Origin of the sequence: Aporhodopirellula sallentina SM41, from assembly GCF_000346505.1 — a bacterium.
In the GTDB taxonomy this organism is placed as follows: domain Bacteria; phylum Planctomycetota; class Planctomycetia; order Pirellulales; family Pirellulaceae; genus Rhodopirellula; species Rhodopirellula sallentina.
On record NZ_ANOH01000115.1, the window covers coordinates 1 to 15,651 of the forward strand.

Sequence of the window (15,651 nt, forward strand, 5' to 3'; positions counted from 1 at the left end):
ATACTCATCGCGAGCGAAGAGGTTCCGCCGATTGAATCGCACCGTCTGTGCCGGCATTCGATCAAAGCGGGTCAGGCGAGCGATTCGAGGAACCTTGACTTCGAAATCAACCGCCTTGAGAAACTCTTCGCCGGGTTGTTTGTCCGCGGCGGCGAGTTGACTCAGTTCGCACCAAGATCCGAAATCGTAGCTGACGTATTGGCCGTCGTCGCAGTCGATCACTTCGGCACATTCCCGGTAGAGCAGTGTCAACGCACGACGCACGTTGACCACTCGAATCGGCATGTAGAAGCGATTCAAAACCAACACGTTGGTGTCTAAAACCCTCGCGTTCATGGATACTACTGTCCTTTCGCTGAGCGAAGCGGGAGTCGGGTTGTAGGTCGCCGCTACCATGGTAACGATTCGCGAAGTCTCGTTCTACTTCGATCAACACCATTCTCAGCCGCTCCCCCGTTGAGATTGTCTCTTTGAGACGGAATCCACGGGGGACGGGTTCGCCAACACGCAAATACTTCATCAAACCATGATTGAATCTTTTGGGGTTTCCGCGTTGTTCGACGACGGATTTGCGACATTCCTGGCGGACTGGTCGGTTTGGTTGGAGGGTTGGAAAGATTCGGCTCAGGCGGTGCTTTTGTCCGGGGGGGTGGTGGCTCTCGCGGTGTTGTTGGTGTTGGTTTGCGTCGCCGCGTGGTTGACGAATTTGGTGGCTCTGCCGGGGAACTGGTTGGCGGTCTTGGCGATCGGGTTGTATGCCTGGTTGGGGCCGGAAACGGGGCGTGCGCAGATCGGGCTGGTCGCGGTCGGGTTGGCTTTCATGGCTGCGGTGGTTGGCGAGTTGATCGAGTTTGCAGCGGGCGCCGTCGGGGCGAGTCGTGCGGGCGCGAGCCGTCGAGGCACCATCATGGCGATCGCCGGATCGGTTGTCGGGGCGATCGTCGGAGGCATCGTCGGGTTGCCGATCCCGGTGCTCGGACCCGTGCTCGCCGCGTTGCTCTTCGGCGGCGTGGGGGCCACCGCGGGGGCGATGTTGGCGGAGTGGCAGGATGGGAAGTCCTGGCGTGAGAATTGGCGGATCGGGCGGGCGGCGTTTTGGGGGCGGACGACCGGCGTGGTGGGAAAAATGGTCGCCGGATTGATCGTTGTCCTGATCTGCCTGATCGCAGTGCTGTTTTGAAAATCGAGCTAGCAAATTTTGTGGTTGGGACGCCGCTTTCGGGGCGAAACCGAGGCGTCTTCTCGGATGCCCATAAATGTCTAGCGAGGCCCCACTCTGCCTAAATTCTCTCTTTGGCGAGTTTCTAAGGCATTTTGGCGAGCATTTTGCGGGCCACCGGGGCGTATTCAACTAGGATTTGCCGGGTGTTTTGTCTAATCTTGTACGTCGAGCGAGGACCCGAGGCGGTCCCGCGACGAACCCTTTGCAGAGGTGTTCGTAAGTGATCGAGTGCCGACCGTTGCCGGTCTGCGATTTTGATTTCCTGTTCTGAGTTCCTGTCCCCTTCCACGTCCGGCCCACAGCCCTACCCCCTATGCTCAAAGCACTCGAGCTGGCCGGATTCAAGAGTTTCGCGGATCGAACTCGCTTTGATTTTCCCGATGGGATCACCGTTGTGGTCGGGCCAAACGGGTCGGGGAAATCAAACATCGTTGACGCGATGAAATGGGTTCTCGGCAGCCAGAGTGCCAAGAGTCTTCGTGGCAAAGACATGTCGGACGTGATCTTCAAAGGGTCACAAACTCGAGGTCCGTCGGGGGCGGCCGAGGCGACGATCATTTTCGACAACTCGGAAGGACAGTTGCCCGTCGATGCGCCGGAGGTTCACGTCACTCGGCGAGTTTATCGCAGCGGCGAGGGTGAGTACCTGATCAACAATCAGGCCGTCCGTCTCAAAGACGTTAAGGCGTTGATCCGCGGCACCGGTATCGGAATCGACGCGTACAGTCTGATCGAGCAAGGTAAGGTCGACCGGATGCTGCAGGCCAACGCGAAGGATCGTCGTGCGATCTTCGAAGAGGCCGCAGGGATCAGTCGTTTCAAAGCCAAAAAAGTCGAGGCCGAACGACGTTTGGCTCGCGTGCAACAGAACCTGACCCGCTTGGGTGACATCGTTGACGAAGTCGCGACCCGTTTGAAAACGCTCAAAAGCCAAGCCGGAAAAGCCGAACGCTATCGTCAGGCATCGGACCGGCTGAAGGAATTGCGAACCGTTGTTGCGTGGAACGATTGGTTCTCGCTGTGCAGCGAATTGGAAACCGCTCAGCAAAAGCTGGCCGAAGCGTCTGCATCGCACGAATCAAGCGAGGCGCTGCGGGAATCGCTCGAGGAAGAACGTCAAGCCGCCGACATGCGGTTGCAGGCCATCGCCGAAGAAGCCCGCGACGCCGAACGTGCCCGAGGGGAATTGTCGGGCGAAGTGGCTCGGTTGCAGGGGCGACGTGAATCCGACCAGACCACCTTGGCTGAACAGCGACGGACGTTGGCGGGGCATTATCGTCGGTTGCGAGTGACCCGCACGGCGGCCGGAAGTGCGACCGCTGATCTGCAGAAAGCGATCGCGGACCTCGAAATCGCCCAGGCCCAGGCGGCCGAGGTTGTCCACCGGAAAGAAACGATCACTGAAGACCGGGATCGCCTGCAGAAGGAAGTCAACGCGATTCAAAACCGCCGCGATGAATCGCAACGAGATCATCTCGCCGCGGTGCGACGCGTCGCCGATCACGAAGCGAATCGCCAACGCGTGGCACAACAGATGGTCGAGGCGACCCGCGCGATTGCCGAGACCAAACGCAATCTCGAAACCGCTGAAGCCAACCTGTTGACCGCTCGAGAAGAGCACGAAGCAGCGACGGCGGAGGTTACCCGCCTCGAAGACGAGATCGCCGCGTCGAAAAAACTCGTCGATATCGCGGACGCGAAACTCGCCGAAACCCGGCGTTTGTTCGAACGACGTCGCGACGAAATCGGTTCGCTGAAGATTCGGTTGCAAGGGATCACCGAGCGGGCCAAAGTTCTTGGCGAGTTGGAGGAGCGACAAGAAGGGGTCAGTGGTGGTGTTCGTGAAATTTTGCGACTGCCCGACGGAGAGCTTCGAAAGCAACTCGTCGGTTTGGTTGCCGAGTGTTTCAATGTCGATCGTCAAGTCGCACCGCTTATCGATGCCGCGTTGGGGCCTCGGACGCAGTACGTGATCGTTCGTGGTCCGGCAATCGGAGATGCCATCGCGGCGGGCGAGATCAAGATCGCGAGCCGAGTCGGAATTATCCGTTTGGATGAATTACCGGCCCGTCGGCCCGGCGACCGTATCCGTCTCGACGGGCTTGCCGGGGTGATCGGACGGGCCGACCGAATGGTTGACTGTGATGACTATTTGCAGCCGTTGGTTCGGCATCTGCTCGGCAACACTTGGCTCGTCGATTCGCTCGGCACGGCGTTGGGGCTGCGAAAACTGTCCGGTGCCGGGTTGCGATTTGTCACCGCGTCGGGTGATCTGCTCGACAACGACGGATCGAGCGTGGTCGGGCCTCCCGGCGGTGAAACAGGACTCGTCAGCCGCCGCAGTGAATTGCAGTCGGCCCGATCGGAAATGGAACACTACGCGTTTCAGATCGCCGAAGCGGAAAAAGAAATCACTCGTTTGGCCGAAGAAATCGATGCCAACGCGGCCGAGTTAGGACGCCACGAACAAACCCAACGCGACTGGATCACTCGACACGCTGCTGCAGAGGCTCGCAGTCATCACATCGCCGAGCGTGTAGCGGCGCGACAGGCATCGGTCGATGAATTGAACAATACCGGCGGAGAGCACGAGCGGATCTTGGCTGAAGCGAAGGCCCAGGACGCGGAATTGGATCTGTCGATTCGCAGCGGGAAGGAATCGATCGCTTTGCTCGAAGAACAACGGCAAAGCATCGAAAGCGAACTCGCCGCGGCCACCGAGAAATTGCAGGCCGTTCAAAGCGAAGCGATGAGCGTTTCGGTTGAGTCAGCTCGGTTGGAACAACAGGTCGAATCGCTCGCAACGGCGGCGGAAGTCGCACGCCGGGATCAAAGCCAACGTGAGGCAGCCAAGCAGGAAATCCGAGACGCGATCGCCCATACTCGCGAACGGTTGTCGCAGGTCGAAACACGAATCGTGCAAGCCGACGATCGGTTGGCGGAACTGTTGATCGAAAGCGAAGCCGCCGAAGAATCGCTGCGTGTGTTCGCTCTACGTGCCGACGCGCAGCGAACCGAAGCACGCAAGGTGCAGACGCAAACTCAAGCGGCAATCAAGGCGGTCGCTGCGGCGGCCGAAGCGGTTTCGTCGATCACCGCGTCGCGTGACGCGGCCGAACTCAAACGCAACACGTTGGCCGAACGCATCAAAGAAGATTACGAGATCGATCTTCGTGGTGACGACCCACCGGAGGAAATCGCTGAGATCGAAGACCGCGCCGCCGTCGATGCCGAAATCGCCAAACTGCGTTCGCAGGTTCAGAACGTGGGTTCGGTCAACATGGAGGCTCTCGAAGAACTCAATGAACTGCAGGTTCGTTACGACGAACTGCACGGCCAGTATCAAGACCTCACCGCGGCGAAGGACTCGCTGCAACGCGTGATCGCGCGGATCAATTCGGATTCGAGACGGTTGTTCCTCGATACGCTCGAAGCGATTCGTCAGAACTTTCAAAAGCTGTATCGCAAATCATTCGGCGGAGGAAACGCCGACTTGGTCCTCGAGGAGGCCGACGATCCGCTCGAAGCCGGTGTCGAGATCGTTGCGACGCCGCCCGGTAAACCGAGTTTCAGCAATTCGTTGTTGTCCGGGGGCGAGAAAGCTCTCACGGCGGTCGCGCTGCTGATGTCGATTTTCCAGTATCGTCCGAGCCCATTCTGTGTGCTCGACGAAGTGGACGCGCCGTTCGATGAAGCCAACATCGGACGATTCGTTACCGTGCTGAGTGAATTCCTTGATCACTCGAAGTTTGTCGTGGTGACGCACAGTAAGAAAACGATGACGGCTGCCACGACACTCTACGGCGTCACGATGCAGGAATCGGGTGTCAGCAAGCAAGTCTCGATTCGATTCGAAGACGTCAGCGAAGATGGCCAGATCAGCGCCGCCTGATCTATATGCCATTTGGCGGTGAGGCGAACCCTCGTCGTTCGGCGCAGGGAATCGAGAGATTTTCTTGCCGTTTTCATCGGTACTTCTTCATCTGCAATTCGCGCCAACGTGCTGCGACGAAATTGCTAATCGGTTCCAATGAAAAAGAGAAGTGCGTCCCACGCTATCGTGACGACCTTCACGCGGAATCCGATTCAATAAGCCGGCAATATCGATTCTTGCCGAACTCAACACCATGCCATGACGAAGCACCCATGACGAAGAATAAGCAACAACCTTGCGTGATCGCACACCGAGGAGCGAGCGGCTATGTGCCCGAGCATACGTTGATGGCAAAGGGCATCGCTCATGCCATGGGCGCCGATTTCATCGAACAGGATGTCGTGCTGAGTAGAGACGGGGTTCCCGTTGTGTCGCATGACGTGCATTTAGATACCGTCACCGATGTTGCGAAAGTCTTCCCGCATCGCCGGCGAAGCGATGGACGTTACTACGTGATCGACTTCACGGTTGCTGAGTTGAAAACGCTAAGTATTTACGAGCGATTTGATCGTGTCAGCGGCAATCCTGTTTTTCCGACACGCTATCCGACCGGCGAAGGGGAGTTTCGGATCGTAACGCTCGCCGAAGAGTTGCGGTTCATCCAAAATCTCAATCGAACAACCGGACGGGAAGCGGGCGTCTATCCGGAAATCAAAAGACCGTTGTGGCATCGTGAGCAAGGCATGGAGATCACTCCGGTGGTGCTCCGTGTGCTCGCGGAATTCGGATACGCCAATCCGGAAGACCGCTGTTTTCTGCAGTGCTTTGACTCGGAAGAGGTGGTCGCTGTACGCAAGCGGCATGGTTACCGTGGTCGGTTGATTCAGTTGATCGGCAGCGGGCACGATGTCGAGTCGGGAACCGACTACAACCGATTGAAGTCACACGAGGGATTGGCTGAGATCGCAAAGGTTGTTGACGGCATTGGGCCATCTCTCCCGGCGGTGTTAACGACGATCGAGGAGGAAGGAGACAGCCAATTGGTTTCTACCGGACTCACCGAGATGGCTCATTCGTTTGGTTTGCTCGTTCATCCATGGACATTTCGTGCGGACGCGTTGCCGAGCGTGGTGTCGTCGAGTCAGGCTTGTTTGGATGCGTGCTTTCAAACGGTGGGAATTGATGGATTGTTTGCGGACCAACCTGATGCGGTTGTCCGCTATCTAAGATCTCTGAGGGAGGTCGGTTCATGAAGTACATTTTGGCATTCGATCAGGGAACGACGAGCAGTCGTGCGATCCTGTTTGATAATGCGGGGCAAATGGGTGGCGTTGCTTCGAAAGAGCATCGGCAGATTTTTCCGAGTTCAGGTTGGGTTGAACACGACGCGGTCGAAATTTGGGAAGCGCAGCGAGACGTCGCCCGACGCGTTCTCAAAGAGAACCAAATTGACGCTGATGACATCGCTGCGATCGGGATCACCAACCAACGTGAAACCACCGTGCTGTGGGATCGCAAAACCGGAGAGCCGCTTCACAACGCCATCGTTTGGCAGGATCGTCGCACGGCGGAGTACTGCGACCATCTCCGGCAGGAAGGGCATGCCGCATCGATTGCCGAAAAGACAGGATTGGTCATTGACCCCTATTTCAGTGGCACCAAGTTGCGGTGGTTGCTCGATCAAATCCCGGACGCTCGAGAAAGAGCGGACCGCGGTGAGTTGGCGTTTGGCACCGTCGACAGTTGGCTGCTATGGAAACTCAGCGACGGACAGTTGCATGTCACGGATGTCAGCAACGCGTCGCGGACGATGTTGTTTAACTTGCAGACGCAGTCGTGGGACGAGGATCTGCTCAACCTGCTCGAAATACCCGCGAGTGTTCTTCCAGAGGTGCGGCCATCGAGCTGCGTTTATGGTGAGTGTTCGCCTGAGATCTTGGGGCGACCGATTCCTTTGGCGGGATGTGCAGGTGACCAGCACGCCGCGTTGTTTGGTCAAAACTGCACCAAACACGGGATGGCGAAAAATACCTACGGAACCGGTTGCTTTGTTTTGATGAACATCGGTGACGAAGCGGTTTCATCGAAGTGCAATCTGTTGACGACAATCGCATGCAGCGGCGAACCCAAACCGCAATTCGCTCTCGAAGGCAGTATCTTCACCGCGGGCTCGGCGGTTCAGTGGCTGCGTGATGGGTTGGGCGTGATCGAGTCGTCGGCGGATGTGATGTCGCTTGCTGAGTCGGTCCCGGACACCGGTGATTGTTATTTGGTTCCCGCTTTCGCCGGACTCGGTGCACCTCACTGGGATCCGTACGCACGCGGAGTCCTCGTCGGCATTTCGGGAGGGACGACGGCGGGACACATCGCGCGGGCGACATTAGAAGGAATCGCATTCCAAGTCGCCGACGTGCTCGAGGCGATGAGCGAAGACGCCGGCTTGTCTGTGCGGGAGTTGCGGGTTGACGGCGGGGCGAGTGTGAATGATCTGTTGATGCAGTTCCAAGCCGACATTTTGCAGGTGCCGGTCGTACGACCAAAAGTGATCGAAACGACAGCGATCGGGGCAGCATTCTTGGCTGGGTTGGCGGTCGGGTTTTGGAAAGGTATCGACGAGGTCGAGTCGATTTGGAAAAGCGAGCGTGTCTTCGAACCGTCCATGCCCGCGGCCGATGTGTCTCGACGGCGAGAACGATGGCGTCAGGCGGTAGAGCGTAGCCGGGGATGGCAACAACATGAATCGTGAATCCGTTCTGCAGGCGATCTCAGGTGACAGTAAAACCTATGACGTGGTCATCATCGGTGGCGGTGCGACCGGTGCCGGGATTGCGCTCGATGCGGCGGTGCGTGGGCTGTCGACGTTGTTGCTCGAGCAATCCGATTTCGGAAAAGGGACGTCGAGTCGCAGTACGAAATTGATCCACGGCGGTGTTCGCTATCTGCAACAAGGCGACATTGCGATGGTTCGTGATTCGCTCCGCGAGCGGGCTCGTTTACAACAAAACGCACCTCATCTCGTGCGTCCGTTGCCGTTCATTGTCCCCTGTGAATCGCTTTGGCAGCGGTTCATGATGCGGACCGGATTCTTTCTATATGACTTCCTCGCCGGACGGAGTCAGTTCCCGCGGGCCCGCGGTAAGAATGCTGAAGCGGCCCGAGAGATGGTTTCCACGGTGCGTCCCGAACGGTTGCGTTGGGGAGGCGTCGTTTACTTTGACGGACAGTTTGATGACAGTCGTCTGCTGATTCACATGGCGATGTCGGCGATCGATCATGGGGCGTCGTTGTTGAACTACTGCCGCGTTACCGGATTGAAGAGTGATGAGGAACACCGCGTCAGTGGCGTCGAATTCGTAGACGAAGAAACCGGTCAGCAGATGAGTGTTCGCGCAGAGTGCGTGATCAACGCGACCGGTCCTTTCTGTGACACGGTTCGGCAGATGGACGATCAGTCGTCACCGCGAATCATCGCGCCGAGTCAGGGCGTGCACATCGTGTTGCCACGTGAGTTCTTGCCGGGTGAGACGGCGGTGATTGTTCCGAAAACATCCGACGGACGGGTGTTGTTCTTAATCCCTTGGCATGACCACGTTGTTGTCGGCACGACGGACACTCCGATCGATCATGCCACGTTGGAGCCACTCGCCCAAGAGAGCGAAATCGAGTTCCTGCTGCAAACCGCAGCCGATTATCTGACTCGCGTTCCGCGTCGCGAGGATTGCTTGAGTGTGTTTGTTGGTGTTCGACCTTTGGTCAGTCCGCCGTCGGGGGCGGGCGAAGAGACGAAGTCGTTGTCACGCGACCACACGATTTTGATCTCAAAGAGTGGACTGATCACAATCACCGGTGGGAAATGGACGACGGTTCGAAAGATGGCCGAGGACTGCGTGGATCGAGCCATCGATCATGCGGACTTGCGCGTTAACGGCAAGTCGACCGTTGATTTAAAACTGCATGGCGCGACGGAGGCACCGGATGCATCGGTTTACGGTACCGATGAAACGGAGATTGAAAAGCTAATCGAAGAGTCACCTGATCTCGGCCGTCAACTGCATCCCGAGTTGGCTGTTCGAGCCGTGGAAGTCGTGTGGGCGGTGCGACGCGAAATGGCCCGGACCGTCGATGATGTTCTCGCACGCCGCACGCGTGCATTGTTTCTCAATCGAACCGCCGCCGAAACGATCGCACCGGAAGTGGCACGGATCATGGCTGAAGAAATGGGCAAAGACGCCGGGTGGGAGCAGCAGCAACTCGCGGAGTTCGGCAGCGTTGCGGCTCATTTCGGCATGCCAGCACCGTAAACCACCATGGCCGCTGTTCAGATCGAACGCGGCCGGTGATCTCGGCAAGGCGAGTTGGATTGAGAGCGCATTCGAAGTTGGACGTGTCCGATCCTCGTCGCTGAATCCGCCAGAATTCAGGCCGCCGATGTTAATCGGCATCGGCTACATCATTCTTGAAGATGCGTTAGACGCTGGTCGCTAGCGACTTGTTTGCGTTGTTGGACCGTTTGGTCGCAACCATGTCGCGGAATTGAAGACGCAGGTTCTTTAGCCAGAACAACAGGTACACGTTCGCCACGACCGACAACAGCAACAACGCGTTGAAGATCGGTTGCGCGGCGACTTGTTCGGGTGTGTAGGCAGGGTCGCGTGTGCGATCGGTTAGTGCGGAACCGGATGTTGCCAGCCGATCCGATCTTGAATCACGATCCGACGACGAGGTTGTTCGGTCGTCGCTGCCGATCGGTGTGTTGTTGGAGGCGTTACCCGAATTCGACGCGTTGTTCTGACCGGTCAGGCTCACCAAACGCGGGTCCGGGTATTGCGAGTAGCCAGGCATGCCGGGGGCGAGTGTTGGGCTCAGGTTAGGTTGGGATCCGTTGCCTGCAACAGCGGGACCGCCTGGGTACGGTGATGTCGGGTACTGCGACGTTGGATACTGCGATGTCGGGTATTGGGACATCGGATATTGGTTCGTCGGGTATTGTCCGGTGTTGGGCTGCGAGCCGGGGGCCTGGTTGTTTGTGAACGAAGGCATCCCGGATTGTCCGTTGTTGGCGTAGCTGCCCGGGTTCGGTGCAAGTGGTGGTTGCACGAGTTGGGACGCACCGCCGTTGGTATGAGTGTTGCCCGGGTATCCGTTGTTGTAATTCGATGTGTTGCCGAGAGCGGGAGGTCCGGTGGTTGCCACGGAAGACGACCGATCCGTCTGGTTGGCGTAGAGGCCGTTGTCGGATCGGTTGCCTGTCTGACCGTAGAGGTTCTGGTTGGATCGGCTGTCGTTTTGGTTTGAGTTGGTATTCGGTCCGCCCATCGTGTCCGTTGCGGAGAGCAGGCGCCCTTGGCGATTGACGCGTCGGCCGTATTGGTCGAGGCGGTAACCCTGTTTATCAACGGGATAGTTTTCCGCGTCGAAGCTGTAACCGTTCTTTGGCAGGCGGGCGGCTTGAGCGGGCGTCAGGTTGGGATCGTAATCGACGTTTGATGAGTTGCCGTTGGATGCCGTGTTCGCGGTTCGTTGGTTCGAATCAGGGTAGCTCGCATTCGCGTAAGTTGAACGTGACGAGTTGTCTGCCGAGCGACTGCTCGCATCGGCCGAATCCGATTGCAGGCCTGAGGGGAGCCGCCCAAAGTTGCCGCTCGCGAGTGCTCCGCCGTTGGTGGAACCGCTGTTGTTTGAATCAACCGGGTCGGTCGACGGGCGGCGGCGGGAACCGTTGCGAAGGTCGTACCAATCGTCCGAACCTGACGTGGTCGAAGCTGCACGTGAGGTGCTCGAGGCTGAACGTGAGGTGGAGGTGGCTGACGTCGACGGCATGCCTGCTCGCGAGGTTGCGAATGGAGCGGCGTTGCTGTCTGTGCTCGGGAAACTCGAACGGGTGTTGGTGTTTCGGTTGTAAGGATCGGTCGACGGACGAGACCCCGTGTCGGTTGCCGAGTAGTTATTTTGTCCGAGCCGAGACCTCGGATCGTCGGGATCGTTCGTGGCGGTGTTGTTGTTGAACAGTTGGCTCGCCGAGTCCCGCAGGTTGTTGGCTGTTGCTTGCATTTGAGCGGACGCGTCCTGACCGAGACGGTCGGTGGCGTTGTTGAGCGTTTGCTCCATCTGCTGACGGCTCGTGTCGATGGCTCCCCGAAATTGGTTGCCCATGTTATTGGCGGTGTCTTGGGCAGTCTGGCTGAAACTCGTGCTCGGAGGAGCGGAGTTGGTGGCGGGCGTCATGCCGAAGCCACCGGGCAAGTTCATGCCGCCACTCTGCGGATCGGGTTTCATGACCGAGGTGGTGGCCGACGCGAATCCAGGAATCGGGCGTGCCACCGACGGGTCGCCCATCGCCGGAATCGGCACGGGGCTGCGATCGGACGCCGCAATGGGATCGGACGCCGCAATGGAGGACGCGGTGGGTTGATCGCTGCGGTTGGAGCCGGCCGGGGTTGAGCGAGAGATGAAGTTCGGTGTGACGCGGGGCACCTGACCGTGGCCGATGCGGATCACAACTTCGCTGACGTGCGAACGGATTTCCGGCGGGATCTGGCTGGAGATTTCTCCGGTGCGAGCGACCTGGTCAACCTTTTCGGGCGGAATTTGGATGATGTATTTCACGCCGTTGCCGCCGTCGGGAGTCCACCCGTAGGTGATTCCGAACGATGCGACCATCAATAGCATCACAGCGCCACTCATGGCACAATCCTTTGCTGTGTTGGTTGACAAGGGATCGCAGAGACAATCTATGCGATTCCGACCGACACAGCCGCTCTCTTCATGAGTCAGCACCGTTGCCGGTCACCCGTGATCAACGGGTTTCACGGCATAGCGTATCGCCGAAGTGGAAACCAGGTAAAGCCCGATCGACTCGGAAATCCGAGCTTTTGGCGAGAAGATGCTGAACGTTCGGGCACCGAAATGGATCCCGAACATCGAAACCGCGTGCCGAGGAGCGAGTCAAGATTCGGCGAGCGGGAATGCTAGCAAAGGCTTCGAACCTGACGGCAAAATCATCAGCCGTTCGGCGTTCGCCGCGGTTTGTATTTCGAAACACGGCGATCGTCGACGGTGAATCGATTCACCGCAGAGAGTTCAATCGGCTCTTAGTGGCCGTAGTGAATGTGAAAGTTGGGGCGAGCCCGGTACGTGGGTCCGTGATGCCGATGATGCTTGTACACGGGGACCGGATAGGGTCGTGGCGCGACGTACACGGGTGTTTCCACGATCGTTGGTGGTGGTTCGGCGATGATGGTTTCGCCGCCGCCGACGCGTGCTTGCTGCATCGCCGAGATGACGGTTTCGCTGACACCTTGTTGGTGCAGGGAAATGATGTCGGAGACGACGGGGCGTCGCTGGACACCGCGGGTGGAGATTTGATTCAGGATCAGGCTCTCGCCGACTCCGCTGCGGCTCATCGCGATGACGTCGGTAAAGCTGACCGCGCCGGTGGGAGCCGGTTGGACGTAGACGTTCGTCGGGGTTGCCGATTGAGTCGCGTAGGGGCGTGATTGGTAGTATTGCTGTTGGTAGGCGAGGTCTTTGTCTTTGGCATTGCCTAGCATCCCGCCGGCGACTGCACCGATGGCTCCACCGATCGCGGCGCCCGCGCCGGCTTCGTCGTTGTTGTCACCGATGATCGCACCGGCAATCGCGCCGGTGATCCCGCCGAGGGTGGCACCCCGTTGGGTGTTGTTCTGGGCCCGTGCAGTGGAAGGCGTTCCGAGCGCCGCGAGCGAAAAAACGGCGAGTGTGCAGCCGACCAATCGGCTGCGTTTGGTAACGAATCTGTTGAAATGCGAACGATTCATTTTCGTGCCTGCCACGCAAAGGTGAGAGCGAGAGTGTTGAGGGGCGCCATCGAAGGGCTCGGTATTGGCGATGCCTGTCATCGGGCGATTCATAATTGCCGAAGACGGAAAATGACCGCCACCGAAGTATTCCTTGTAAATCGACGCTTCCGGACGAATCAACCGCAATTGTTTGTCCAAATTTGGGTCCCAAAGCTCGTTGAGGTGTTCGATTTGTTCGGAATATCGGGGATAGCAGGCCGAATTGGCGGGCGCGCCCGAATTTCCTGGGATCGCGGCCTATCCCCTATACTCACGTTTCGGGTGAGATCCCTTCACTTGGGCCACTTTTCTTGGGGAATTCGTTCTCGTGTCTATCATCGTTTTGTCCGACGGGACGCACTGGGTGCAGAACGTTTTGGAGCATTTGTTCGTCGGTCCGGTTTGGCCCGCGAGTATCTTGGCGGCGATCGTGCTGTCCCTCGTCATGGTCTCGTTATTAGGCGTGTTCTCGTTCGACTTTGGGATCGACGGTCCGGATCTCGATGTCGATCCGGGAGTGGATGTCGGTGTCGACGCGGATGCGGGAGTGGATCCTGGTGCGGACGCGGGCGGGCATTCCGATGCGCATCACGGTGCAGACGGGGCCTTCGGAGGCTTTGCCGCCGCCACGATGAAGGTGGTTCATCTCGATCGGGTGCCGTTGATGGTTTGGTTGACGGTGTTCAGTCTGTTCTTTTGGGTGCTCAGCTACGTGTTGTGGTTCGAGTTCGATGTGCGGCGGTATCCGGCGACCTTCGTTTCGAGTTTGCTGCTGACGATTCGCAACGGGGTGATCGCGGTCGTGTTGACGCGGTTCATGACATCGCCGCTGCACCGGTTGCTCGTCCCACCGACTCATTATCACGCGAGCAGCCTGATTGGCGGCGTCGCGGTTGTGGAAACGAGTTCAGTCGATTCCACGTTTGGTCGGGCACGCTACAGTACGAACGCAGCTCCGTTGCTGATTGATATTCGGACGTCGGGTGATCCGATTAAAAAGGGAACACCCGTGCGAATCATGACCTACGACGAGAACGCCAAGGTCTACCACGTCGAACCGGCTGAGGTTGCGGTCGCCTGAGAACCGAGCGGAGCGAACAGCCACCGGTCGGCACTCGCCGCGGCTGGCGTGAGAACAGCAATCAGGGCGTAGCGAAAGTCGCCAAGACTTTCGGTGATTCACGAGCCCTCCCGAAACTCTTGGCAAGTTTCGCTACCCGAAATTTCGCTACCCGAAAACGAAGCTTTGACGCGCCTCTAGCTGTTGGCTTGCCCTTTGATCGTTTGCTGGGCGACTTTCCAGGCTTCAACGAGATGTTCGCCGTATTGGTCTGCGGTCATCAACGCGTCCGCCTCGTCGGTTTCGATTTCGATCAGCCAGGCGGCGCCGTACGGATCGGCATTGATCAACGACGGATCTTCGAGCACTTCTTCGTTGATCGCCGTCAGGGTGCCCGCGACCGGTGAAAACAGGTCGCTTTCGGCTTTCTTGCTCTCGATCGAACCGATCGTCATTCGTGCAGTGAGTTCGGTCGGAGGATCGACGACCCAGTCGAGGAAATAAACGTCTTGCAACAAACGAACCGCGTAGGCGGTTAGCCCGAATCGGAATCTCCGGTCGGTTGGAGCTGCCTTACCGGAAGTGTCGTTCTCGGGTGCAGGCGATGGTAATGCCCACATGTGGTTTTTGTTGTAGAAGAAATGGTTCGGGAATTCCGCGTCGAATTCGCCCATCGCGAAGGTGAAGGTGTCACTCATCGGTTTCCCCGTGGACGTATCCTTGCGGGAAGACCCGTTCGAGCTTGCTGCCCGTGATTCGCTTCCACAACCCGGTTCGTCCGACAACACTTCCGACCCGGGTGACGTTGACCGATAGGTCATCGGCGGAGAGTTCTTCCAACGCAGCCGCGTCGGATTCGTCGACGGTAAAGATCAGTTCGAAGTCTTCTCCGTCGCTCCATGCGTGTTCCAACGGCGAACGGTTGCTGTCTTTTGACATCGCATGGGCGGCGTCAGAGATCGGGATTTGTTCGATATTCAGTTCCGCACCCACGCGGCTCGATGCGAGCATCCGGTCGAGGTCCAAACTGAACCCGTCGCTGACGTCGATCGCGGCGTTGACGTTCACATGTTGCCGCAGCCGGTTGGCCAATTCGATGCGAGGGATCGGACGAAGGTGCCTGCCAGAAAGGCTGCCGCCGAGCGATCCGCTGACGAAGATCGCGTCGCCTTCTTTGGCACCGGTCCGCAGCCACGGTGCGGTGACGGTTCCTAGCAACGTGACGCTGATCGCGAGCGGACCGTCGTAGGTCGAGAGGTCTCCGCCGGCGACGGCTACGTTGAATTCAGCACATGCTTCCAAGATGCCTTCGTAGACTTCACCGGCAATTTCGGTGGCGTTCAGGGAAGGCAGCGTGAGCGTCACGAGAGCCGCAGTCGGGGTGGCTCCCATCGCGGCGATGTCACTGAGGTTGATCGCGATCGATTTGTATCCGATCGATGCGAGCGGTTGCGAGTCGCTGCGGAAGTCGACACCGTCGATGATTTGGTCGGTGCACGCGACCTGCTGCAGACAGGGGGTGTCAGCAGAATCAGGCGTCGCGGGCGACTCGGGCGTGCTGGGGAACTCGGGCGTGCCGGGGAAATTGAGCACCGCGGCGTCGTCACCGATTCCGACCGCGACCGACGGCAAATTGCGGGTACGTCCACGTAGGTATGCGAGAAAAGACTGTTCCACG

At 58.4% G+C, this 15,651-nt stretch carries 10 protein-coding genes and 1 pseudogene; 6 read left to right on the top strand and 5 right to left on the bottom strand.

The genetic code is table 11. The features are described from left to right. Positions 1-396, bottom strand: a pseudogene (locus tag RSSM_RS06900) (HNH endonuclease); the annotation flags it as partial. A 130-nt stretch (positions 397-526) separates the two neighbouring features. Between RSSM_RS06900 and RSSM_RS06905 the strand changes: the two are divergent. The 5 genes from RSSM_RS06905 to RSSM_RS06925 all read left to right on the top strand — a co-directional run bounded on the left by RSSM_RS06905 (position 527) and on the right by RSSM_RS06925 (position 9,397). Then, positions 527-1,180 carry a DUF456 domain-containing protein gene (locus tag RSSM_RS06905; RefSeq protein WP_008675946.1) on the top strand — a complete coding sequence of 218 codons (654 nt, stop codon included), beginning with the start codon at positions 527-529 and terminating at the stop codon, positions 1,178-1,180. Between the two features lie 355 nt (positions 1,181-1,535). Beyond that, positions 1,536-5,114: a chromosome segregation protein SMC gene (gene smc / locus RSSM_RS06910; RefSeq protein WP_008675949.1), complete on the top strand. Its 3,579-nt coding sequence runs from the start codon at positions 1,536-1,538 to the stop codon at positions 5,112-5,114. A gap of 254 nt (positions 5,115-5,368) precedes the next feature. After that, entirely contained in the window at positions 5,369-6,349 is a 981-nt protein-coding gene (gene glpQ / locus RSSM_RS06915) for a glycerophosphodiester phosphodiesterase (RefSeq protein ID WP_144059623.1), read from the top strand. Then, a complete protein-coding gene (glpK, locus tag RSSM_RS06920) occupies positions 6,346-7,842 on the top strand; it encodes a glycerol kinase GlpK (RefSeq protein WP_008675952.1) in 1,497 nt (498 codons plus the stop codon). The genes glpQ and glpK overlap by 4 nt, the downstream gene beginning before the upstream one ends. Further along, positions 7,832-9,397 carry a glycerol-3-phosphate dehydrogenase/oxidase gene (locus RSSM_RS06925; RefSeq protein WP_008675954.1) on the top strand — a complete coding sequence of 522 codons (1,566 nt, stop codon included), beginning with the start codon at positions 7,832-7,834 and terminating at the stop codon, positions 9,395-9,397. The genes glpK and RSSM_RS06925 overlap by 11 nt, the downstream gene beginning before the upstream one ends. A 166-nt stretch (positions 9,398-9,563) precedes the next feature. Here the strand turns inward: RSSM_RS06925 and RSSM_RS06930 are convergent, their stop codons facing one another. Then, a complete protein-coding gene (locus RSSM_RS06930) occupies positions 9,564-11,780 on the bottom strand; it encodes a mu-protocadherin (RefSeq protein ID WP_236620997.1) in 2,217 nt (738 codons plus the stop codon). Between the two features lie 407 nt (positions 11,781-12,187). Further along, positions 12,188-12,892 carry a glycine zipper domain-containing protein gene (locus tag RSSM_RS06935; protein ID WP_044301552.1) on the bottom strand — a complete coding sequence of 235 codons (705 nt, stop codon included), beginning with the start codon at positions 12,890-12,892 and terminating at the stop codon, positions 12,188-12,190. Positions 12,893-13,241: 349 nt separating this feature from the next. On the opposite strand from RSSM_RS06935, the gene RSSM_RS06940 reads away from it, so the two are divergent. Then, positions 13,242-13,994 carry an OB-fold-containig protein gene (locus RSSM_RS06940; protein ID WP_008675962.1) on the top strand — a complete coding sequence of 251 codons (753 nt, stop codon included), beginning with the start codon at positions 13,242-13,244 and terminating at the stop codon, positions 13,992-13,994. A gap of 176 nt (positions 13,995-14,170) precedes the next feature. Here RSSM_RS06940 and RSSM_RS06945 read toward each other — a convergent pair whose 3' ends face one another. Then, complete coding sequence (locus RSSM_RS06945; RefSeq protein WP_008675964.1) at positions 14,171-14,671, bottom strand: glycine cleavage system protein H; 501 nt, start codon at positions 14,669-14,671, stop codon at positions 14,171-14,173. Continuing rightward, positions 14,664-15,650: a thiamine-phosphate kinase gene (thiL, locus tag RSSM_RS06950; RefSeq protein ID WP_008675966.1), complete on the bottom strand. Its 987-nt coding sequence runs from the start codon at positions 15,648-15,650 to the stop codon at positions 14,664-14,666. Before thiL ends, RSSM_RS06945 begins: the two co-directional genes overlap by 8 nt. Position 15,651: the final 1 nt, after the last annotated feature.

What these genes read in the sequence shown, in the direction of transcription:
- RSSM_RS06905 (WP_008675946.1), top strand. Translation starts at nt 527, where the DNA reads ATGATTGAATCTTTTGGGGTTTCCGCGTTGTTCGACGACGGATTTGCG.
- smc (WP_008675949.1), top strand. Translation starts at nt 1,536, where the DNA reads ATGCTCAAAGCACTCGAGCTGGCCGGATTCAAGAGTTTCGCGGATCGA.
- glpQ (WP_144059623.1), top strand. Translation starts at nt 5,369, where the DNA reads ATGACGAAGAATAAGCAACAACCTTGCGTGATCGCACACCGAGGAGCG.
- glpK (WP_008675952.1), top strand. Translation starts at nt 6,346, where the DNA reads ATGAAGTACATTTTGGCATTCGATCAGGGAACGACGAGCAGTCGTGCG.
- RSSM_RS06925 (WP_008675954.1), top strand. Translation starts at nt 7,832, where the DNA reads ATGAATCGTGAATCCGTTCTGCAGGCGATCTCAGGTGACAGTAAAACC.
- RSSM_RS06930 (WP_236620997.1), bottom strand. Translation starts at nt 11,780, where the DNA reads ATGAGTGGCGCTGTGATGCTATTGATGGTCGCATCGTTCGGAATCACC.
- RSSM_RS06935 (WP_044301552.1), bottom strand. Translation starts at nt 12,892, where the DNA reads ATGAATCGTTCGCATTTCAACAGATTCGTTACCAAACGCAGCCGATTG.
- RSSM_RS06945 (WP_008675964.1), bottom strand. Translation starts at nt 14,671, where the DNA reads ATGAGTGACACCTTCACCTTCGCGATGGGCGAATTCGACGCGGAATTC.